The 18,013-nt window shown below is 69.4% G+C and carries 25 protein-coding genes and 1 pseudogene; 18 read left to right on the top strand and 8 right to left on the bottom strand.

Annotation, left to right across the window (positions count from 1 at the left end; translation table 11 throughout):
• The first annotated feature begins 37 nt into the window (after positions 1 to 37).
• The 6 genes and pseudogenes from N1031_RS16570 to N1031_RS16550 all read left to right on the top strand — a co-directional run bounded on the left by N1031_RS16570 (position 38) and on the right by N1031_RS16550 (position 4,988).
• Entirely contained in the window at positions 38 to 628 is a 591-nt protein-coding gene (locus N1031_RS16570) for a hypothetical protein (RefSeq protein ID WP_259480863.1), read from the top strand.
• A 19-nt stretch (positions 629 to 647) separates the two neighbouring features.
• Positions 648 to 1,643, top strand: coding sequence for an NAD(P)H-quinone oxidoreductase (locus tag N1031_RS16565; protein WP_259480862.1), 996 nt, complete (start codon positions 648 to 650; stop codon positions 1,641 to 1,643).
• Positions 1,644 to 1,660: 17 nt separating this feature from the next.
• Positions 1,661 to 2,872: pseudogene (locus N1031_RS16560) on the top strand (MFS transporter); the annotation flags it as partial.
• Positions 2,873 to 2,892: 20 nt separating this feature from the next.
• Complete coding sequence (locus N1031_RS20530) at positions 2,893 to 3,294, top strand: MFS transporter (protein ID WP_375163646.1); 402 nt, start codon at positions 2,893 to 2,895, stop codon at positions 3,292 to 3,294.
• Positions 3,295 to 3,305: 11 nt separating this feature from the next.
• Positions 3,306 to 4,358, top strand: coding sequence for a cupin domain-containing protein (locus tag N1031_RS16555; RefSeq protein ID WP_259480861.1), 1,053 nt, complete (start codon positions 3,306 to 3,308; stop codon positions 4,356 to 4,358).
• Positions 4,359 to 4,424: 66 nt separating this feature from the next.
• Positions 4,425 to 4,988, top strand: coding sequence for an MmyB family transcriptional regulator (locus N1031_RS16550; protein WP_259480860.1), 564 nt, complete (start codon positions 4,425 to 4,427; stop codon positions 4,986 to 4,988).
• Here N1031_RS16550 and N1031_RS16545 read toward each other — a convergent pair.
• The gene (locus tag N1031_RS16545; protein WP_259480859.1) at positions 4,931 to 5,806 is read right to left on the bottom strand and encodes a helix-turn-helix transcriptional regulator; all 876 of its coding nucleotides are present in this window, start codon (positions 5,804 to 5,806) and stop codon (positions 4,931 to 4,933) included. The genes N1031_RS16550 and N1031_RS16545 overlap by 58 nt on opposite strands.
• Positions 5,807 to 5,990: 184 nt before the next feature.
• On the opposite strand from N1031_RS16545, the gene N1031_RS16540 reads away from it, so the two are divergent.
• The 9 genes from N1031_RS16540 (at position 5,991) to N1031_RS16500 (ending at position 12,355) form a co-directional block, all read left to right on the top strand.
• Positions 5,991 to 6,518, top strand: coding sequence for an MmyB family transcriptional regulator (locus tag N1031_RS16540; protein ID WP_259480858.1), 528 nt, complete (start codon positions 5,991 to 5,993; stop codon positions 6,516 to 6,518).
• Between the two features lie 30 nt (positions 6,519 to 6,548).
• Positions 6,549 to 6,953 carry a TOBE domain-containing protein gene (locus tag N1031_RS16535; protein ID WP_259480857.1) on the top strand — a complete coding sequence of 135 codons (405 nt, stop codon included), beginning with the start codon at positions 6,549 to 6,551 and terminating at the stop codon, positions 6,951 to 6,953.
• Between the two features lies 1 nt (position 6,954).
• Positions 6,955 to 7,773 carry a molybdate ABC transporter substrate-binding protein gene (gene modA / locus N1031_RS16530; protein ID WP_259480856.1) on the top strand — a complete coding sequence of 273 codons (819 nt, stop codon included), beginning with the start codon at positions 6,955 to 6,957 and terminating at the stop codon, positions 7,771 to 7,773.
• A gap of 17 nt (positions 7,774 to 7,790) precedes the next feature.
• Complete coding sequence (locus N1031_RS16525; protein WP_259480855.1) at positions 7,791 to 8,615, top strand: ABC transporter permease; 825 nt, start codon at positions 7,791 to 7,793, stop codon at positions 8,613 to 8,615.
• Complete coding sequence (locus tag N1031_RS16520; RefSeq protein ID WP_259480854.1) at positions 8,612 to 9,673, top strand: sulfate/molybdate ABC transporter ATP-binding protein; 1,062 nt, start codon at positions 8,612 to 8,614, stop codon at positions 9,671 to 9,673. Before N1031_RS16525 ends, N1031_RS16520 begins: the two co-directional genes overlap by 4 nt.
• A gap of 120 nt (positions 9,674 to 9,793) precedes the next feature.
• The gene (locus tag N1031_RS16515; RefSeq protein WP_259480852.1) at positions 9,794 to 10,828 is read left to right on the top strand and encodes an intradiol ring-cleavage dioxygenase; all 1,035 of its coding nucleotides are present in this window, start codon (positions 9,794 to 9,796) and stop codon (positions 10,826 to 10,828) included.
• A 35-nt stretch (positions 10,829 to 10,863) separates the two neighbouring features.
• On the top strand, positions 10,864 to 11,109 hold the full coding sequence (locus tag N1031_RS16510; RefSeq protein ID WP_259480850.1) for a twin-arginine translocase TatA/TatE family subunit: 246 nt from the start codon (positions 10,864 to 10,866) through the stop codon (positions 11,107 to 11,109).
• Between the two features lie 50 nt (positions 11,110 to 11,159).
• Positions 11,160 to 11,930 (top strand): twin-arginine translocase subunit TatC, encoded by a 771-nt coding sequence (gene tatC / locus N1031_RS16505; RefSeq protein WP_259480889.1) that lies wholly within the window; start codon positions 11,160 to 11,162, stop codon positions 11,928 to 11,930.
• Positions 11,918 to 12,355 (top strand): twin-arginine translocase TatA/TatE family subunit, encoded by a 438-nt coding sequence (locus N1031_RS16500; RefSeq protein WP_259480849.1) that lies wholly within the window; start codon positions 11,918 to 11,920, stop codon positions 12,353 to 12,355. The genes tatC and N1031_RS16500 overlap by 13 nt, the downstream gene beginning before the upstream one ends.
• A gap of 67 nt (positions 12,356 to 12,422) precedes the next feature.
• Here N1031_RS16500 and N1031_RS16495 read toward each other — a convergent pair whose 3' ends face one another.
• The 5 genes from N1031_RS16495 to N1031_RS16475 all read right to left on the bottom strand — a co-directional run bounded on the left by N1031_RS16495 (position 12,423) and on the right by N1031_RS16475 (position 14,742).
• Complete coding sequence (locus tag N1031_RS16495) at positions 12,423 to 13,124, bottom strand: cation efflux transmembrane domain-containing protein (RefSeq protein WP_259480888.1); 702 nt, start codon at positions 13,122 to 13,124, stop codon at positions 12,423 to 12,425.
• Positions 13,121 to 13,477, bottom strand: coding sequence for a Cd(II)/Pb(II)-sensing metalloregulatory transcriptional regulator CmtR (gene cmtR / locus N1031_RS16490; protein ID WP_259480848.1), 357 nt, complete (start codon positions 13,475 to 13,477; stop codon positions 13,121 to 13,123). Before cmtR ends, N1031_RS16495 begins: the two co-directional genes overlap by 4 nt.
• A gap of 42 nt (positions 13,478 to 13,519) precedes the next feature.
• Entirely contained in the window at positions 13,520 to 13,702 is a 183-nt protein-coding gene (locus N1031_RS16485; RefSeq protein ID WP_259480847.1) for a hypothetical protein, read from the bottom strand.
• 45 nt (positions 13,703 to 13,747) lie between these two features.
• A complete protein-coding gene (locus N1031_RS16480; RefSeq protein WP_259480846.1) occupies positions 13,748 to 14,125 on the bottom strand; it encodes a hypothetical protein in 378 nt (125 codons plus the stop codon).
• Positions 14,126 to 14,445: 320 nt separating this feature from the next.
• Positions 14,446 to 14,742, bottom strand: coding sequence for a hypothetical protein (locus N1031_RS16475; RefSeq protein ID WP_259480845.1), 297 nt, complete (start codon positions 14,740 to 14,742; stop codon positions 14,446 to 14,448).
• Between the two features lie 173 nt (positions 14,743 to 14,915).
• Here N1031_RS16475 and N1031_RS16470 point away from each other — a divergent pair, with 173 nt between their 5' ends.
• Positions 14,916 to 15,224: a hypothetical protein gene (locus N1031_RS16470; protein WP_259480844.1), complete on the top strand. Its 309-nt coding sequence runs from the start codon at positions 14,916 to 14,918 to the stop codon at positions 15,222 to 15,224.
• Positions 15,225 to 15,246: 22 nt separating this feature from the next.
• Entirely contained in the window at positions 15,247 to 15,600 is a 354-nt protein-coding gene (locus tag N1031_RS16465) for an SDR family oxidoreductase (RefSeq protein ID WP_259480843.1), read from the top strand.
• A 79-nt stretch (positions 15,601 to 15,679) separates the two neighbouring features.
• Here N1031_RS16465 and N1031_RS16460 read toward each other — a convergent pair whose 3' ends face one another.
• The gene (locus N1031_RS16460) at positions 15,680 to 16,072 is read right to left on the bottom strand and encodes an alpha/beta hydrolase fold domain-containing protein (RefSeq protein ID WP_425551844.1); all 393 of its coding nucleotides are present in this window, start codon (positions 16,070 to 16,072) and stop codon (positions 15,680 to 15,682) included.
• 80 nt (positions 16,073 to 16,152) lie between these two features.
• Here N1031_RS16460 and N1031_RS16455 point away from each other — a divergent pair, with 80 nt between their 5' ends.
• A complete protein-coding gene (locus tag N1031_RS16455; protein WP_259480842.1) occupies positions 16,153 to 16,695 on the top strand; it encodes an MmyB family transcriptional regulator in 543 nt (180 codons plus the stop codon).
• A gap of 39 nt (positions 16,696 to 16,734) precedes the next feature.
• On the opposite strand, the gene N1031_RS16450 is transcribed toward N1031_RS16455, so the two are convergent.
• Positions 16,735 to 17,988, bottom strand: a complete 1,254-nt coding sequence (locus tag N1031_RS16450) for an SLC13 family permease (RefSeq protein ID WP_259480840.1) — start codon at positions 17,986 to 17,988, stop codon at positions 16,735 to 16,737.
• Positions 17,989 to 18,013: the final 25 nt, after the last annotated feature.

The following is an 18,013-nucleotide window of genomic DNA, read 5'->3' as shown; positions in this document are numbered from 1 at the left end:
GAGAAGGCCTCCGCCATGATCGGAAGGAAGTAAGACGATGAGCGTGATCGTTCGCGATGACCTGGTGCTCTCGCACGCGGTGGTGACGGCGGATGTGACGGCGCCGTTCGAGCACATCGACATCGAGCAGTGGCTGAAGACGCTGCCGACCCACGAGTACCAGCGGTGCGCGCCGGGCGACCACAAGGCGGCCGGGTACACGGTCGACGACGACGGGGTGCCGATGTCGATCAACGTCGAGATGATCGGTGCCGGACTGGTGATCCAGCAGTACCGGTACGAGGTGGCGTCGCCGCACTACTGCAAGATGGTGTCGATCTCGGATGTGTACTCGCCGGCGGGGTGGACGACGACGCAGGTGATCTGGGAGCTGGGGATGGAGCAGCTCGAGGGCGACTGCCTGCGCTATGTGAACACGGTCACGTCGCACCCCACGGAGGACTTCCTGAAGTTCATCACGGCGAGTGGCCAGACGTTCGAGCAGGCGGCGGCGGCCAGGCAGGCGGCGTCGGGTGCGCACTGCGAGGTCGAGACCCCGCACTACGCGCGGAGTATCGCGGCCTTCGCCCTGGCCCGCGCGGCCGAGAGCGCACCGGCGGCGGTACCGGCAACGGCCCCGGCCGCCTGAGCCCGAGAGGAGCACCGGCATGTCCGAGGCGATCCGATTCGATCATCCGGGAGCACCGGATGTGCTGCGTCTGGTGCGCGTCGACCGGCCGGTGCCCGGCCTGGGCGAGGTGCTCATCGAGGTGGCGGCCGCCGGCGTGAACAACGCCGACCTGCTCGAGCGGCGCGGGCAGTACCCGGTGCCGCCGGATGCGCCCCCCGGGCTGGGGCTCGAGGTGGCGGGCACGGTCATCGCGGCGGGCCCGGGTGTGACGCAGTGGCGCGCGGGCGACGCCGTCTGCGCCCTGGTGGCGGGCGGCGGCTACGCCGAGGAGGTGGTGGCGCCCGCCGCCCAGGTCATGCCTGTGCCGCGGGGCCTCAGCATGATCGAGGCCGCAGCGATCCCCGAGGTGGCGTGCACCGTCTACTCGAACCTGGCCATGATCGCCGGGCTCCGGGAGGGGCAGTCCGTGCTCGTGCACGGAGCGGGCGGGGGCATCGGGTCGTTCGCCATCCAGTGGGCCACCGCGATCGGCGCGCGGGTCGTGACGACCGCGGGGAGCGCGCTGAAGACCGCGACGGCGCTCGAGTTGGGCGCCGTCGCCGCGGTCAACTACCGCACCGACGACTTCGTCGCCGCCACCCTGGCCGCCACCGACGGGCGGGGCGTCGACGCGATCCTCGACATCGTCGGGGCGACCTACCTGCGGCGCAACATGGAGTGCCTGGCGCTCGACGGCCACCTCGTGGTCATCGGAGGCTCGGTCGGCCCCGTGACCTTCGACCTCTGGGAGCTCATGTCGCGGCGCGCCAGCGTCTCCGCCACCCTGCTGCGCGGCCGACCGGCGGCGCAGAAGGCCGAGATCGTGGCCGGTGTCACCCGCGACGTGCTGCCGCTGCTGGAATCCGGGGCTGTGCGAGCAGTCGTCGACTCGGTGTTCCCGCTCGCCGAGGCGGCGCGAGCCCACGAACTGCTCGAGTCGGGCGGCACCGTCGGTAAGGTCGTGCTCGAGACCAGCCGGCACCGGCCCCGGTGACGGCGACTGGAGGCGCGATGGCGGCGAACGGGGCCGGCACCAGGCCGGGCGCTCTCGCGCCCCTGGCCGTCCCGATCTTCCGGGCGCTCTGGATCGCCGCCCTCGTGAGCAACGTCGGCAGCTGGATGCAGACGGTCGGTGCGCAGTGGTTCATGGTCGAGAACGGCGGCTCGCCGCTGCTCATCGCCCTCGTGCAGACCGCGTCGGCGGCCCCCGTCCTGCTGCTCGGCGTGCCGGCCGGCGTGCTCGGCGAACTTCTCGACCGCCGTTCCCTCCTCATCTGGGTGCAGGCCGCCCAGGTGGTCGTGAGCGCCGGACTCGTCGTGCTCACGGTCTCGGGTGAGCTCAGCCCCGTGCTGCTGCTCGTCCTCACCCTGGTGCTCGGTGCGGCCTCCGCCGTCGAGTTGCCGGCCTACCAGGCGCTGTCGACCGAGATCGTGCCCGAGCCGATGATCCCGAACGCGGCTTCGCTCAGCTCGATCTCGGTCAACCTCGCGCGTGCCATCGGCCCCGCGATCGCCGGTGTGATCCTCTCCGGCCTCGGCGTGGGCTTCGTCTTTGCCGTCAACCTCGCGAGCTTCGCGTTCTTCCTCGTCGTGCTGGCACTCTGGCGGGGATATCGCCCCCGGGCGCACGATCCGGAGCGCTTCGTCGACGCCACCCGCGCCGGAGTGCGCTACGTGGCGAACGCCGGGGTGGTGCGGCGCATCTACCTGAGGCTCGGCCTGGTGGTGCTTCCCGGCAGCGTGCTCTACGCCCTGCTGCCGCTCATCGCCACCGAGCGCCTGGGGCTGGGGTCGATCGGGTACGGCGTGCTGCTGGCGGGTCTCGGAGCGGGCTCGATCGGTGCGGCGTTCCTCGTGCCCGTGCTGCGCGACGCGATCGGCCCGAATCGCACGGTGCTGCTGGCCACACTGCTGTTCGGAGCGGGCACGGTCGTCGTGGCCGTCTCGCCGGTGCTCGCCCTCACCATCCCCGTGCTCGCCCTGGTGGGTGCGGCCTGGATCGGGGTGGTGGCCACGCTCAACGGCTCCGTGCAGGCGTTCCTCCCCGTCTGGGTGCGGGCCCGCGGCCTCTCGATCTATCAGATGGTGCTGTTCGGCGCGACCGCGGCGGGCGCCCTGCTCGGCGGCGCGGTCGCGGGGTGGGCGGGTGCCGCGGCCACCTGCGCCGGTGCGGGTGCCGTCGTGATCGTGGTGGCTCTCACCCAGCTCGCCTGGCCGCTCCTGCCCATGGCGGAGAAACGCCCATGGCGGAGAAACGCCGGGAGACGGTGCCGCTCCCGCTCGCCGAGGCACACGACGGCCCCTCGGTCGACGCGGCGGGATCCACGCAGGTGCTCGTGCGCTACCGCGTCGCTCCCGGGAACCGGGCCGAGTTCGTCGAGCGGATGCGCCTGGTCGAGCACAGCAGACGGCGCACGGGCGCCCGCAGCTGGGGGCTCTACCTCGACCGTGAGAGTCCGGGCGACTACGTCGAGCTCTTCGCCGTGGGCAGCTGGCAGGAGCACCTGCAGCAGCACGACAGCCGTCCCACGCAGTACGACGACGACACCCTCCGCGCGGCCGGTGTCCTCGCCGAGTCGGTCACCGTCCACCACCTCGTCGAGGAGCGGCCCGATCGCCGTTCGGCCACGCATCACCACCTCTGAAAGGAATCCCCGTGTCCACCACCCCGTCCCGTCACGTCGCCTCCCTCGTCGACGCCGTCCCCACCTTCGAGAGCGAGCTCGGCTCCGTCGCCCAGCTCGCCACCTCGAACTTCCCCATCCTCGAGGGCATGACCCTCAAGCGCATCGTGCTCGAGGCCGGGGCGATGCGCGAACCGCAGTGGAACGTGAACTCGAACCAGATCGCCTATGTGACCGCCGGCACGGTGCTGGTGTCGATGCTCGCCACCGGTGACGAGTTCGCGACCTTCGTGGTGAAGACCGGCCAGATGTACCACGTGGCTTCGGGGGCGGTCTACCACATCGAGAACGTGGGGGAGGGCACCGCCGAGATCATCGCGGCCCTGCGCACCGGCGATCCGAAGCACTTCTCGCTGCAGAACAGCGTCAGCGTGATGAGCGACGCGGTGCTCGGCAACACCTACGGCCTGCCCGCATCCGACTTCTCCGGGTTCCCGCGCGGCGCCGCGCCCCAGATCGTGCAGCGCACCGGTGCGGCGGTGATCCCCGAGAGCGCGGGCCTGCCCAACGCGCACCTCTTCGACGCCGACGGGCAGATCGCCCCGCTGGCCTACCCCTACGGCTCCGCGAAGCTCGCCCGCAAGCAGTTCTGGGCTGCCCTGGAGGACCTCTCTATGTACGCCCTGAACATCGGGGGCAACGGCATGCGCGAGCCGCACTGGCACCCGATCACCGCCGAGCTCGGCTACGTCAAGAGCGGGCACGCTCGCATGACCGTGCTCGACCCCGACGGGTCGGTCGACACCTACGAGCTGCGGCCGGGTCAGGCCTACTTCGTGCCCAGGGCCTACCCGCACCACATCGAGGCGCTCGGCGAGGAGGGCATCGAGTTCCTCATCTTCTTCGACCAGTTCGTGCCCGGAGACGTGGGCTACCGGGCGACCGCCACCGCCTTCTCCCGCGAGGTGCTCTCGGCCGCCTTCCAGGTGCCCGAGCGAGAGCTGCCCGTGTTTCCCTTCACGCCCGTCGACCCCCTGATCGTCGAGCGCACCAACCCGCGCGACCCGTCGCCGGGCGAGGCCTGATCCCGCGGCGGCGGGAGGGGACGAGGGGGTCAGTCTCGTTGAGCGGGCCGCGGTTACCGTGGAGTCGTGGGGACGGATGCGCACGCGAGCGGAGCAGGCGGAGCGGCACGCCAGGAGGCCGCCGAGGTGCTGGGCTTCTGGCCGTCGCTTCCCGCCGTGGTGTGCGACCGCCGGCTCACGGTGCTCGCCTCGACGCCGCTGGCCAGGGCGCTCTCGGAGGCCTTCGAGCCGGGCGAGAACCTGGTGCGGTTCGTCTTCCTCTCGCCGCGACGGCGCGAGTCGAGCGAGCACTGGGCCTCCTCGGCCCAGGCCACCGTCGGACTGCTGCACGGCACGGTCGACGAGCGTGACCCCGATCGGCGCACGGAGCGGATGCTCGGCGAGGTGTCGACGCACTCGCGCGGGTTCTCGCAGCTCTGGGCCGACCCGCGGGTGCTGCCTCCCCAGACCGGCACGGTGGCGATCGAGGACACCGCAGCGGGCGATGTCCTGCTCCATTTCGCGGTCCTCGACGGGCCGCGGCCTGCGGACACCCTCGTGATCGTCTTCGCTCCGGCCGACGATCCGGCGCGTCAGGCGCTCAGCAGGCTGGCGCTGTCGTCCTCGTCGCCGGATCGTCGCGCGAGGTGATCGAGCGCCTCGATCCCGCGTGAACCCGCCGTCGGGAAGAGGATGGTGATGAAATGGGGCGCCGGGCCTGGCACGTCGAGGGTCTGCCAGCGGAAGTCGACCCAGCCGAAGGTGTCGACGTGGGCGGGCCGCACGCCCGAGAGCTGAGGGCGGGCGTCGTGCTCGGCCCAGAGTGTCCGGAACAGCGGATACCGGTTCGTGAGCGCACCGACGATCTGGTGGAACCCGGGGTCGTCGAGGTCACCGTGGTAGCGGAACGCCGCCGTCATCTCGCGCAGAGTGGATTCCCACTCGGCACCCTCCTCGGCGTCGGGGGACTCGGTCGTGACGTGCGCAGCCTGCTCGAAGGCCGAGACGAGGAGATTGACCCCCGGTCTCAGGAGTCCAGGTGCCAGCGCCCGCGCGAGCGACGTCGCCGCGAGCACGTTCTGATTCGCGTCGGTGGCATAGGCGGGCAGGGTGGCCCACTGGTCGAGCAGCGCGGTGACCGAGGCGCTCAAGGGGTGGGATTCGGTGGCAGGGCGCAGGAACGGTCGCGGCGCCGCGAGTCTCACCAGGTAGCGACGGGCGTCGTCGTCGAGCCGGAGCGCCCGCGCGAGCCCGGCGATGACCTGGTCGGACGGCCGGCGGTCCTTGCCCTGCTCCAGCCGGAGGTAGTAGTCGGGGCTGACCCCCGCGAGCTCGGCGACCTCTTCGCGGCGGAGGCCGGGTACCCGGCGCCCGGGCTTCGCGACGAGACCGACCTGCTCGGGCGTCGTGCGTTGCCGCCGGGCCCGGAGGTAATCACCGAGCTGCGACCCTGGAGTGAACGGGGTCATGGTCGGTGGGCTCCTCACGTATAGGTGGCCGGATGTGGTCGCTGGCCGGGGGCCTTTTCATTGTGGGCACCGGGACCGTGCATCCGGGAGACACGATCAGGCCATGAATGGTGCAGAACCGGACATCCGGGTGTCCCTGGCGACACCAGCCGCGCCGGCTCCGGGTCTGGGTAGCGTGGGCGGCATGACCGAGGAGGATCAGGAGAGGGGCGTGCCGCCCGACATCGCCGCCATGATCGCTTCGTGGCCCGCGACCCCCGCGTTCGTGCGCGACCGCTATCTCACGGTGGTCGCCGCCAACCGACTCGCCCGGGCAGTGTCGACCGCTTTCCACCAGGGAGTGAACCTCGCCGTCGCGGCCTTCGAAGACGATGACCTGCTGCGGGAGGCCGGCGACCGTCCGCTCGCCCGGGACCGCGTGATGGAGCGACTCAGGGAGTCGCTCGCCCGGCACGAGACGGATGCGCGGTTCGAGGCTCTGCTCGCGCGGTTGGCGCTGAGCGATGACGCGCTCGGCGTGGAGCGGCGTGAGTCACCCGGCGCGGACGCACCGTCGGTGACCCTCGGTTTCACGCAGGCCGACGGTGGCGTGGTTCGTCTCACCTCCATGGAACTGGGCATCCAGAACCACCACGACCTGGTGCTGGTGGTGTGGCGGGCCGCCGATGAAGACTCGCGGCTGGCACTGGCCAGACTTCAAGGTCTGCAGTGATTCCGCATCTGCGGTGCTAGCCTGTCGTTCATGTCGCAGATACGGATTCGTGACGCCGCCACGTTTCTCGGGGTGAGCGACGACACCGTGCGCCGCTGGATCGAGCAGGGCCTTCTCGAGGGTGAGAAAGACGAGTCGGGGCGCACCGTGGTCGACGGCCTGGCGGTCGCGCATCTCGCGCGCAGCTCGGCCGTCATCCCGGTCGACCCGTCCGAGATCGGGCGGTCGGCGCGCAACCGCTTCGTCGGCGTGGTCACCGAGGTGATCGTCGACACCGTCATGGCCCAGGTGGAGTTGCAGTGCGGCCCCCACCGGGTCGTCTCCCTGATGAGCAGTGAAGCCGTGCGCGAACTGGGTCTGGAGCCCGGTTCGGTCGCCATCGCGGTCGTGAAGGCCACGACCGTCATCATCGAGACCCCTGGGGGAAAGGCCTGACATGTCACTCGCCACGAAGCTCACCACCGCTCTGCTCGCCGGAGGAGTCGCCCTGTCGCTGGCGGCCTGCGCCGGCACGAGCTCCTCCACCCACTCCGGAGAAGACACCACCGCCGCGCCCACCGCGACGGCGGCGGCGCTCGAGGGCTCCATCACCGTGTTCGCGGCGGCGTCGCTCAAGTCGACCTTCACCGAGCTGACCGAGGAGTTCGAGGCGGCGAATCCCGGCGTCACCGTCGAGCTCAACTTCGCCGGGTCGAGCGACCTCGTCACGCAGATCACCGAGGGCGCACCGGCCGACGTGTTCGCCTCGGCCGACGAGAAGAACATGACGAAGCTCACCGACGCGGGCCTCATCGAGAGCTCGGCCCCGGTCGACTTCGCCACCAACGTGCTCGAGATCGCGGTGCCGCCGAGCAACCCCGCCGGGGTGGCCTCGTTCGCCGACCTCGCCGATCCCGCGGTCAAGACCGTCATCTGCGCCCCCCAGGTTCCCTGCGGTGCGGCCACGCTCACCGTCGAGGAGGCGACCGGCGTCGACATCACCCCCGTGAGCGAGGAGTCGTCGGTCACCGACGTGCTCGGCAAGGTCACCAGCGGCGAGGCCGACGCGGGCCTGGTGTACGTCACCGACGTGATCGCCGCGGGCGACGCCGTCGAGGGCATCGAGTTCCCCGAGTCGAGCGAGGCCGTGAACGTCTACCCGATCGCCCCGGTCACCGCCACCGAGAACCCGGATGCGGCCCAGGCCTTCATCGACTTCGTCACCGGCGAGGTGGGGCTCGGCGTGCTCGCCGCCGCGGGCTTCGGCCAGCCGTAACCGAGGGTCACCCGCTCGTGTCGCGCGCGACCGCGTCCTACTCCGGGGTGCCGCGGTGGATCGTCGCCGTCGCGGTCATCGGCGCCGCCTTCGTGGTGCTGCCGCTGGCCGCGATGGTGGTGCGCGTGAACTGGGCCGAGTTCATCCCGCTCATCACCTCGCCGGCCTCGGTCGACGCCCTCTGGCTGAGCCTGCGCACCTCGGTGATCTCGACGGCCCTGTGCATCCTGCTGGGGGTGCCGATGGCGATCGTGCTCGCGCGCACCAGCTTCTGGGGGCAGAAGGTGCTGCGCTCCCTCGTGCTCCTGCCGTTGGTGCTGCCGCCCGTGGTCGGTGGCATCGCCCTGCTCTACACCTTCGGCCGGCGGGGGCTGCTCGGTCAGAGCGTCGAGGTGCTCGGCGTCACGATCGCCTTCTCGACCACCGCGGTCGTTCTGGCGCAGACCTTCGTGGCGCTGCCGTTCCTCGTGCTGAGCCTCGAGGGCGCGCTGCGCACCGTCGGCACCCGCTACGAGGCGGTGGCGGCCACCCTCGGGGCGCGCCCGACCACGGTGCTGCGGCGGGTCACGCTCCCGCTCGTGCTGCCCGCGCTGGTGTCGGGTGCGGTGCTGTCGTTCGCCAGGGCGCTCGGCGAATTCGGGGCCACACTGACCTTCGCCGGGTCGCTGCAGGGGGTCACCCGCACCCTGCCGCTGGAGATCTACCTGCAGCGGGAGACCGATCCGGATGCGGCGGTCGCGCTCTCGCTCGTGCTCGTGGCCGTCGCGGTGGTCGTGGTGGCGCTCGCGCACCAGGCGGGGGAGTCGGAGGGACTGAGGTTCTGGCGGAGGCGGTCGGCGTGAGTCTGGAGTTCGCGGCCACCGTGGCCGAACGGGGATTCGAGGTGCGACTCACCGTCGGAGCGGGGGAGACCGTCGCGGTGCTCGGCCCCAACGGGGCCGGCAAGTCGACGCTGCTCAACCTGATCGCCGGTCTGCTGAGGCCCGACACCGGGGAGGCCGTGCTGGGGGAGCGCACCCTGTTCTCCCTCGGTGCGGGTGGTCGCCGCTCGTGGTCGCCGCCGCATCAGAGAGGTGTCTCGATGCTGGCGCAGGAGGCCCTGCTGTTCCCGCATCTCACCGCGGCCGAGAACGTGGCCTTCGGCCCGCGCAGCAAGGGTGTCGCCGGAGGCGCGGCGCGCACGCTGGCCGAGACCTGGCTCGACCGGGTCGACGCGGCTGCGCTCGCCGACCGCAAGCCCGCCCAGCTCTCCGGGGGGCAGGCGCAACGCGTCGCCGTGGCCAGGGCCCTCGCCTCCGACCCCTCGTTGCTGCTGCTCGACGAGCCCATGGCCGCTCTCGACGTGTCGGCCGCGCCCGCGTTGCGCCGCACGCTCCGTGAGGTGCTCGCCGACCGGGCCGCGCTCATCGTCACCCACGACGTGCTCGACGCCTACACGCTCGCCGACCGGGTGATCGTGCTGCAGGGGGGCAGGGTCGTCGACCAGGGGCCGACGCGTGCGGTGCTCGACTCGCCCACGACACCCTTCACGGCCGGGCTCGCGGGGCTCAACCTGCTCACCGGCATCGCGGTCGACGCGGAGTCGGTGCGCACGGACTCCGGGCATGTCGTGCGGGTGCGACCCACCGAGGCGTTCGGATCCGGGGCCCGCGTCGGGGTGGCGGTGCGGCCGGTGAGCGTGTCGGTCACGGGCGAGGATCCGGGGGCGCCGGGCGAGGGGATGAACGCGCTGTCGGTCACGGTCACCGACCTGGAGCCACGGGGCGACCTCGTGCGGGTGCGGGGCGACGAGCTCAGTGCCGACCTGCCTCCGGCCGCGCTCGCTGCGCTCGACCTCGCCCCGGGATCGCGGGTCTGGTTCGTGTTCGCCCGCTCGGAGACCGCGGCCTACCCTCTCTGAGCGCCTGCTCGCCCTCGCACCACGCCTCCTCGAGGCTCATAGTCGACTCATAGGCGGGTCATCGAAACCCTTCGGATCCCTCGCGGAGACTGTGGGCAATCCGATGAGAGCGAGGACACCATGAGCAGAATCCCCGAACCCGAACAGACCCCTGAGGGCCCGGCCTACGAAGGCCGGTTGCTCGACCGGGCGGACGAAGAGGTCGTCGACCAGGGCGTCGCCTTCGACATCCGCACCCTCATCAGCCGACGGACCGTGCTGAGCGTAGTCGGCTTCGGCGTGGGCGCCGCGGCGCTGGCCGCCTGCACCACCGGAACGTCCGACTCGTCGTCCTCGACCGGTTCGGCCTCTACCGGTTCCGGCTCCTCGGACTCGGGCACGAGCGGCACCACCACGACGGGCGAGCTGCCCTCGGGCGAGATCCCCGACGAGACCGCGGGACCGTACCCCGGCGACGGGTCGAACGGGCCCGACGTGCTCGAGGAGTCCGGCGTCGTGCGCAGCGACATCCGGTCGAGCATCGGCGGCGGCACCACAGCGACGGGCGTGCCGATGGCGCTCTCGCTGACCATCCTCGACATGGCGAACGACGACGTGCCGTTCGAGAACGTGGCCGTCTACGTGTGGCACTGCGATGCCGCCGGCGGGTACTCCATGTACTCCGACGGGATCGAGGACGAGACCTACCTGCGCGGCGTGCAGGTGGCCGACAGCACGGGAACCGTGTCGTACACCTCCATCTACCCCGCCTGCTACAGCGGCCGGTGGCCGCACATCCATTTCGAGGTCTACCCGAGCGTCGACGACATCAACGACTCGGCGAACGCGATCGCCACCTCGCAGGTGGCGCTGCCGCAAGACGTCAGCGAGGCGGTCTACGCGCTCGACGAGTACGCCGGATCGACCGAGAACCTGGCGCAGGTCAGCCTCGACTCCGACAACGTCTTCGGCGAGGACGGCGGGGCGCTGCAACTGGCGACGGTGAGCGGCGACATCGACTCCGGCTACGTGGTGTCGCTCACCGTGCGCGTCGACACCAGCACCACGCCCACCTCCGGGTCCGCGCCGTCGGGCGGGGGAGAGGGCGGCGGCGGTGGCCAGGGTGGCACCCCTCCGTCGGGCGGCGGGGGCGGCGGAACCCCTCCCGGCCAGTGACCTTCATCCATTCCTCGAGAAAGTGAGACAAGACCATGGGATTCCTGCAGAACCTGACCGGATGGCACGCGCTCATCCTGCTCGCCGTCGTGCTGCTGTTCTTCGGCGCGGCCAAGCTGCCGAGCCTGGCCAAGAGCCTGGGGCAGTCGGCGCGCATCCTCAAGTCGGAGGTGTCGGCGCCCGAGACGGCGAATGCGGAGGCGGCTTCTGAGACGGCCGCCGAATCGGTCGCTGTGACTGCTGCCGTGCCGGTCGCCGTGCCCGTCGCGCAGAAGGCCTGACCGTGTCCGTCGCCGCTGCTGAACGGAGCGCCCCGGAGGTGCGAGGCCGCATGACGCTGGCCGCGCACCTCCGGGAGGGGCGGAGGCGCCTGCTGCGCGCCGCCCTCGCCGTGCTGCTGGGTGCGGTGGCGGGCTACCTGCTCTCGGACGCGATCCTGGAGCTCTTGAGGGCGCCGATCGCCGCCCTCGCCGAATCGCGCGACGCGAGCCTCAACTACGACAGCGTGAGCGCGGCCTTCGACCTCAAGGTGCGCATCGCGCTCTACGCCGGGATCGCGCTGTCGAGCCCGGTGTGGCTCTACCAGCTGTTCGCCTTCTTCGTGCCGGGGCTCACCCGCAGGGAGAGACGCTACACGCTGGGTTTCTTCTTCGCCGCCGCGCCGCTGTTCGTGGCGGGGTGCGTGACCGGCTTCGACCTCTTCCCGCACGTCGTCGAGATGCTCGCGAGCTTCGCGCCGAGCGACGACAGCACGGTGCTGGTGGCGTCGTACTACGTCGACTTCGTGCTGAAGCTCGTGCTGGCGGTGGGCGTGGCCTTCGTGCTGCCGGTGTTCGTGGTGCTGCTCAACTTCGTGGGGCTGCTGCCGGGCCGCGCGATCGTCAAGGGCTGGCGGGTGGCGGTGCTCGGCATCCTCGTGTTCAGCGCCCTGGCGACGCCGTCGGCCGACGTGGTGTCGATGTTCCTGCTCGCCGTGCCGATGGCCGCGCTCTACGCGGCGGCCGCGGTGGTGGCGGTGCTGCACGACCGGACTGTGGCCCGGCGGCTCGATCGTGAGCTCGCCTCGGTGCTCGACGAAAGGATGATCGCATGTTCGGACTGACCTTCGAGAAGCTGCTGCTGATCGGTGTGATCGCGGCGTTCATCATCGGGCCGCAGCGCTTGCCGCTGTACGCCGAGAAGCTCGGGTCCTTCGTGAGGGCCGTGCGCGGCTTCACCGAGACCGCCAAGTCGCGGGTGGCCGAGGAGCTCGGCCCCGACTTCGATGCGGAGGACTGGAAGAAGCTCGATCCCCGGCAGTACGACCCGCGCCGGATCGTGCGCGACGCCCTCGCCCCGGAGGAGTCGGCGGGGGAGGGGTCGCCCGAACGGGAGCCGTCCGCGTCGTTCGACGCGCCGTCGTCCGCTCCTCGGGTCACCCCCGTCGCCGCATCCGCTCCACCCAAGCCCGCGAAGCCCATAGCCCCGGGCGGCTGGCAGGAGGCCATGCTCGCCCGCGTCGGGCCCTCTTCGCGGGGCGCGGCGTAGGTTCTGCATAAGAATTCGGGGTGGCAAGCCCTGTGAGAGCTCGCCACCCCGAATTCTTATGCAGAAGTCACCGGCCGTGGTGCGCGCCGTCGTGGTGACAATCGTCGTCGGTGCCGTGGTCGTCGTCGTCGAGCAGCATCCCGACCGAGGTCGCGCAGGCGTCGCCCTTCCAGGCCTCGACGCCCTCGCGCACGGCGAAGACCACGATCACGAGCGCGGCCACCGGGTCGGCCCACCACCAGCCGAACAGAGTGTTGAGGAGCAGGCCGAGCAGAACCGCCGCTGAGAGGCAGGCGCACACGAGGGTCTGCTTGGAATCCGCGACCGCGGTGGCCGACCCGAGCTCTCGCCCGGTGCGGCGCTCCGCGAGCGAGAGGAAGGGCATGATGACGACGCTGAGTGCGGTGAGCACGATTCCCACCGTGCTGTGCTCCGGCTCGATGACCCGGGTGAGGGCGAGCACCGCGCTCACGCTCACATAGACGGCCAGCGCGAAGAAGGCCACCGCGATCACCCGCAGCGTCCCCTTCTCCCAGTGCTCCGGATCCCGGCGCGTGAACTGCCAGGCGACGGCGCCCGCGGAGAGCACCTCGATGGTGGAGTCGAGCCCGAACCCGATGAGCGCCCCGGACGACGCGGCCGAGCCCGCGGCGATCGCCACCACCGCCTCGATCAGGTTGTACCCGATGGTCGCGGTGACGATGAGCCGGATGCGTCGCTGCAGCACCGTTCGGCGCGCGTCGCCCAGCTGTGCGACCGCCGCCGTCATCGGGCCGCCGCCCCGCAGCATCCGGGTACCGTGCACGCTTCGTCGTTGCACGGCGCCGACGTGTCGACCGCCAGCACGACGCCCACCAGGTCGTTCAGGGCCCGTGCGAGGTGCGCATCCGCGATCTCGTAACGCTGATGCCGCCCCTCCGGCTCGGCCACGACGATCCCGCAGTCGCGGAGGCAGGTGAGGTGATTCGACACGTTCTGCCGCGTCATCCCGAGGCTCTCGGCGATCGCTGCGGGATACGCCGGAGCCTCGAGCAGCAGCAACAGGATGCGCGACCGACTCGGGTCGGCCATGGCGCGCCCCAGCCGGTTCATCACGTCGAGCCTGCTCGTCACGATCTCCATGACGCCATTAATACAGCATGCGCTGTATTAATCAACCTAGGCTCAGCGGATGCGGGTGCCACCACGGGCGAAGAGGTCGCGGAGGAGCGCGATCTCGGCGCCGTGGTGGAGGATCTCGTGGTTCTGCCACCACACGATCGAGGTGAAGGTCTCGTCGGTGTCGCTGCCGTAGGGATAGCTGCTCAGTCCGGTGCGGTCGTAGTCGCTCTCGGGCACGCCGAGCATCGCGCTGCGGAACGAGTCGATGGCGCCGGCGACATCTCCCAGCGGTTAGTAGCGCGCACGGTCGAATGAATGGTCGCCCCCGAGGTGATCGGCCCGGCCGGTGAGCGTCTCTGTGAGGTGGTCGAGACGCCAGGCGATCGTGGTCACGAGTGGAGGCCACGGGCTCTGCGGAGCGGCATCGCGACCCCAGTCGCCGGCGCCGATGAGCTTCGCTGCACCCGTGCCAGGGCCGTCGACGCGCCGGCGCACCGACCAGCAGTCGTCCACGGGCTCCCACAGGTACTCGGCGTCTGTCAGTGCCGGCACCTTCACCTCGACATCGTCACCGGAGTTGCTGGTGGGGCCGGTCAGCCGAGCGAGCAGCCGCTCGACCGCCCAGTCGTACTGCTCGAGCAGAGGCGCGAGACGCTGGTTCGTGATCATGCGCCCGAGCCTAAGCCGGTCACGCAGAACCGCACGGATGCGCCGCTGGGGCACGGGGGAGAGAGGTCTTGCTACTCTGCCCTCATGAAGCGACCCTGCACGGCGAGGGCGCGAAACGCCATCGTGTGGACGGCACTAGCTTGTACGTTAATCTCCTTGCTCTGCATCGCAGTGTTCTTCGTGACCCGTCAGGACTGGGTGATGCAGATCGGACTCGTCTTCGCAGTCCTTGGACTGCCGGTGAGAATCTCTGTCTGGTGGGTCGATATGAGGGCCCAGATGGCCGCAGAACGACGCGAGAGGGCGAACCGCCTGGCGCGCTACTCAGGGGTCGAGGCGGCCGAGAGGAGCCAGATCGACGGAAGGAAGCACAGCAGGGGAGCGAGGAGTGCGGCGATGATCGTGCGGGCCGAGAACGTGCTGGTCTTCCTCGTTCGTATTCCTATCACCAGAGCGGTGATGCCGAGCGCGGTACCGATCAGGTTGATGGCCGCGACCGCGCCGGCTCGACCCTGCAAGGCGAGCTCTTCGGCGGGTGATATGACGGAGGTGTCTTGGCTGTCGATCGCGGCGCCCGCCAGCTCGGTCGATCCGTAGAGGATTCCCCATGTGCACATCGGTGCTTTCAGGTGTGTTTTAGACTGTGATTTGTCTGGCATTCATTTGGGTTCTGATTGCCTTTTTGGCTGTAGTGGGGTGAAATGGATGCATGGCTATCGCTACCTCACGTCCTGGCCTTCGTGCTTACGAGGACTCGCTGCGGCTGGCGCCCGGCGAGATCATCTCTGCCTTGCGCGAGACGCTCGGTGCCACCCTTGTCGCCTACCTCGGCGGTGTGCAGGAGACACGAGCGGTCCGCGAGTGGGCCGAAGGTTCACGCTCTCCCTCGAGCGAGGTCATCAAGCGACTCCGGACCTCCTATTATGTGATGGCCATGCTTCGGGATAGAGAGTCGCCGTCGACGGTGGCGAGCTGGTTTCAGGGCTTGAACCCCGAGCTCGACGACGTGGCGCCGGCCCGAGTGCTCCGCGAGCGGGATCTCGACGACGCTGGGCCGGCAGTGCTGTCGGCCGCCCGATCCTTCATCGCGCACGGCTAAGTGAGCATGCAAGGAGCAGGTCTTGAGCTCCGGAACGACCCAGGACTCGTGTGGAGAGTCGGATTCACATCGAATCCATGGGCGTGGAGCGACTGGAAGTACGCCACTCGCCTTCGACCTCGACCCCGCCGGGGTCCGCGTCAACGCCGTCGCCCCCGGCATTACCATGACCGACGAACTCGCCCGACGTGACCCCTACCGCACCTGGGCGGAACGATCCAGCGACAAACAAGCGCTGAAGGGTCACTCCGCCCCGGATGACGTCGCTGCCGCAGCCGCGTTTCTCGCCTCCGACGACGCCCGATTCATCACCGGGCTGATTCTCCCTGTCGACGGCGGCCTCACCGCCGCCAGCGGCCTCCCAGCCTTCTCCTGACCATCACCCCAGCAGGCGGTCGACCCAGGTCTGTCGCGCAGCGACCGCAGCCTGCGAGATCGCCGCGTCAGCCATCAGCTCAAAGCCGTGAAAGCCGCCCACCCACATGGAGCTCGGCCTGCACTCCGGCGGCCCACAGGCTGCTCGCATACGCCACGTCCTCGTCCCGGAACACCTCTGCACTCCCACAGTCGATGTACGTCGACGGCAGACCGGTCAAGTCGGTAGCTCGTGCGGGCGCGGCGTAGATGGACACCTCCGGGGTGCCTCGCCTGCTCCCCAGCAACGCTGTCCACCCTGTCAGGTTGGAGCTGCGATCCCAGGTTCCTGCACCATCGAACTGCAAAGTGGATACCGTACTGTCGCGATCGTCGAGTATCGGGCAGATCAGTAGCTGACCAAGAAGCGCCGGGCCCTGACGGTCCCGGGCAAGCAACGCAATCCCCGCAGCGAGTCCGCCACCCGCACTCATGCCAGCGGCCGGCACGTACCGCGTTGGGTGGTCCTGTGAGGAGCACGCCGCCTCTAGCGCGTGACCGTAGCGTCTGCACAGTGAGCACTTTTCAGTACGACCAGAGCCGACGAAGTGAGCTGAAATCGCTCGTGGATTCCCTGACTTTTCATCCCGCTTTCGTCTATGACAAGCACATGAATGTGGTTGAGTCCAATCAGTTGGCCAGGGAGGTGGCGGCAGGATTCTCGGCGGGCAGCAATCTCGTGAGGACTGCGTTTTTCTCAGCTGCTGCTCATGCGAGCCCTGAAGATCTTGCGATCGGGCGCGCCCAGCTTGTGGCGCTCCTGAGGGAATCACTGCTGCGGAATGCTGAAGACGGGACCTACCTCGACCTTATTGGAGAGTTGGTGGCTCGGAGCACTTCGTTCTCAACAGAGTGGGCGAAAGAGCCGTCGCCAAGCATGTCGGGAAGGCTGGAATTCAACCACCCTGCCGTCGGGGTCTACTCGCTCGTGTTTCATCTCTTTACAATCGGTGGTTCAGCCGACGACACTCTTGTTATATGGAGCCCTGCGGACGACAGCGGCCGAGTAGCCCTGGAGAGCTTGGGTCGCCTCAACTCTCATCTAGATTCGAACTGAGGGCTCAGCCGCGAGCCGTATCCAACACCTTGATACGGGCTACCACCCCGGGAGGACGAAGATTGTCCAGGCGAGCACCGGTGCCACGACGATCATGGAGAGACCCCACCGCAGAAGCTGACTGAAGAGCCGGTCGCGGTGCTCGGCGGGCACGTTGGCGATGATGAGCGCACCTGTGGTCGAGAAAGGCGAGGCGTCGACGACTGAGGATGCGATCGACAGTGCGATCAGCATCGTCACGGAGTTGACGTCGCCTGCGAGCATGAACGGAACTGCGAGGGGCACCAGCGCACCCAAGATGCCGGTCGTCGAGGCGAACGCGGAGACGACGCCGCCGAGGAGGCAGATGAGCAGTGCGGCGAGCAGGGGTGCTCCTACGGATCCGACGGCGTTTCCGAGGTAGTCGATCGCCCCGACCCTCTCCAGCAGTCCGACATACGTGACGATGCCGGTGATGAGGAAGACCGTGGGCCATGCGATCATCGGGACCGCTGCTTTGCCCGCGCGGGGCGAGACGATGGAGACCACGACTGCTGCGGTCAGTGCGGCGAAGCCGATGTTGACTGCGAAGAACAGAACGGATGCGACCATTCCTAGGATCGCGCACAGCGTCAGAACCACGGCAACGGTCGTCGCCGGCAGGTCTGCTCTCGACGCGGGGATGCTCGTTGTGTCCACGACGTCGACCTTCGGTGCGTTGCGGCGCGTGAACCAGAGGTGCAGCACGAGGCAGAGCAGCAGGTTGAAGGTGAACGTGCTGAGGAAGAGCAGCCCTGGTGAGTATGCGAGGCCGGCTTGATCTGCCAGTCCGTTCACGATGATGCCGAAGACGCCGATCGGTGAGAACTCGCCGGCGCTGACCCCGTTGGCGATCATCAGCCCCATGAACAGGGGTGATATGCCATTGCGTCGTGCAAGGCTCAGAGCGGTCGGTGCGATGATCGCGACGGCAGCGGGAGGAACCGCGCCCGCCGCGCCCAGAGCGGCCGCGATGGTGAACATCACCCAGGGCAGCGCCCAGGTTCGTCCTCCGGTGAGGAACACGGCGCGTTCGACGACCCAGTCGATCGTGCCGTTGTTCTGGGCTATGGCGAAGAGGAACGTGACTCCCACCAGGATGACGAACAGGTCGGTCGGGAATCCGGAGAGGACATCGTCGATTCCCTCCCCCGCCAGGAGTGTCCCGACGAGGAAGGTGGCGACGAGCGCGATGGCTCCCATGTTGATCTTCAGGAGCGCGGACGCCACGAAGATGACGACGAGTACGGCTATGGATATGAGTTCGAGAGGCATCATCGGCTCCGAATGCAGTCAGGCT

It is taken from the genome of Herbiconiux moechotypicola (assembly GCF_024979255.1).
Lineage (GTDB): Bacteria > Actinomycetota > Actinomycetes > Actinomycetales > Microbacteriaceae > Herbiconiux > Herbiconiux moechotypicola.
The sequence above is the reverse complement of the archived record's forward strand: the minus strand, read 5'-3'. Positions and strand labels throughout refer to the sequence as shown.

What these genes read in the sequence shown, in the direction of transcription:
- N1031_RS16495 (WP_259480888.1), bottom strand. Translation starts at nt 13,124, where the DNA reads ATGACGGCGGCGGTCGCACAGCTGGGCGACGCGCGCCGAACGGTGCTG.
- N1031_RS16500 (WP_259480849.1), top strand. Translation starts at nt 11,918, where the DNA reads ATGTTCGGACTGACCTTCGAGAAGCTGCTGCTGATCGGTGTGATCGCG.
- N1031_RS16510 (WP_259480850.1), top strand. Translation starts at nt 10,864, where the DNA reads ATGGGATTCCTGCAGAACCTGACCGGATGGCACGCGCTCATCCTGCTC.
- N1031_RS20530 (WP_375163646.1), top strand. Translation starts at nt 2,893, where the DNA reads ATGGCGGAGAAACGCCGGGAGACGGTGCCGCTCCCGCTCGCCGAGGCA.
- cmtR (WP_259480848.1), bottom strand. Translation starts at nt 13,477, where the DNA reads ATGGAGATCGTGACGAGCAGGCTCGACGTGATGAACCGGCTGGGGCGC.
- N1031_RS16565 (WP_259480862.1), top strand. Translation starts at nt 648, where the DNA reads ATGTCCGAGGCGATCCGATTCGATCATCCGGGAGCACCGGATGTGCTG.
- N1031_RS16450 (WP_259480840.1), bottom strand. Translation starts at nt 17,988, where the DNA reads ATGCCTCTCGAACTCATATCCATAGCCGTACTCGTCGTCATCTTCGTG.
- modA (WP_259480856.1), top strand. Translation starts at nt 6,955, where the DNA reads ATGTCACTCGCCACGAAGCTCACCACCGCTCTGCTCGCCGGAGGAGTC.
- N1031_RS16515 (WP_259480852.1), top strand. Translation starts at nt 9,794, where the DNA reads ATGAGCAGAATCCCCGAACCCGAACAGACCCCTGAGGGCCCGGCCTAC.
- tatC (WP_259480889.1), top strand. Translation starts at nt 11,160, where the DNA reads ATGACGCTGGCCGCGCACCTCCGGGAGGGGCGGAGGCGCCTGCTGCGC.
- N1031_RS16535 (WP_259480857.1), top strand. Translation starts at nt 6,549, where the DNA reads ATGTCGCAGATACGGATTCGTGACGCCGCCACGTTTCTCGGGGTGAGC.
- N1031_RS16480 (WP_259480846.1), bottom strand. Translation starts at nt 14,125, where the DNA reads ATGATCACGAACCAGCGTCTCGCGCCTCTGCTCGAGCAGTACGACTGG.
- N1031_RS16485 (WP_259480847.1), bottom strand. Translation starts at nt 13,702, where the DNA reads ATGCTCGGCGTGCCCGAGAGCGACTACGACCGCACCGGACTGAGCAGC.
- N1031_RS16540 (WP_259480858.1), top strand. Translation starts at nt 5,991, where the DNA reads ATGACCGAGGAGGATCAGGAGAGGGGCGTGCCGCCCGACATCGCCGCC.
- N1031_RS16475 (WP_259480845.1), bottom strand. Translation starts at nt 14,742, where the DNA reads ATGTGCACATGGGGAATCCTCTACGGATCGACCGAGCTGGCGGGCGCC.
- N1031_RS16545 (WP_259480859.1), bottom strand. Translation starts at nt 5,806, where the DNA reads ATGACCCCGTTCACTCCAGGGTCGCAGCTCGGTGATTACCTCCGGGCC.
- N1031_RS16570 (WP_259480863.1), top strand. Translation starts at nt 38, where the DNA reads ATGAGCGTGATCGTTCGCGATGACCTGGTGCTCTCGCACGCGGTGGTG.
- N1031_RS16460 (WP_425551844.1), bottom strand. Translation starts at nt 16,072, where the DNA reads ATGAGTGCGGGTGGCGGACTCGCTGCGGGGATTGCGTTGCTTGCCCGG.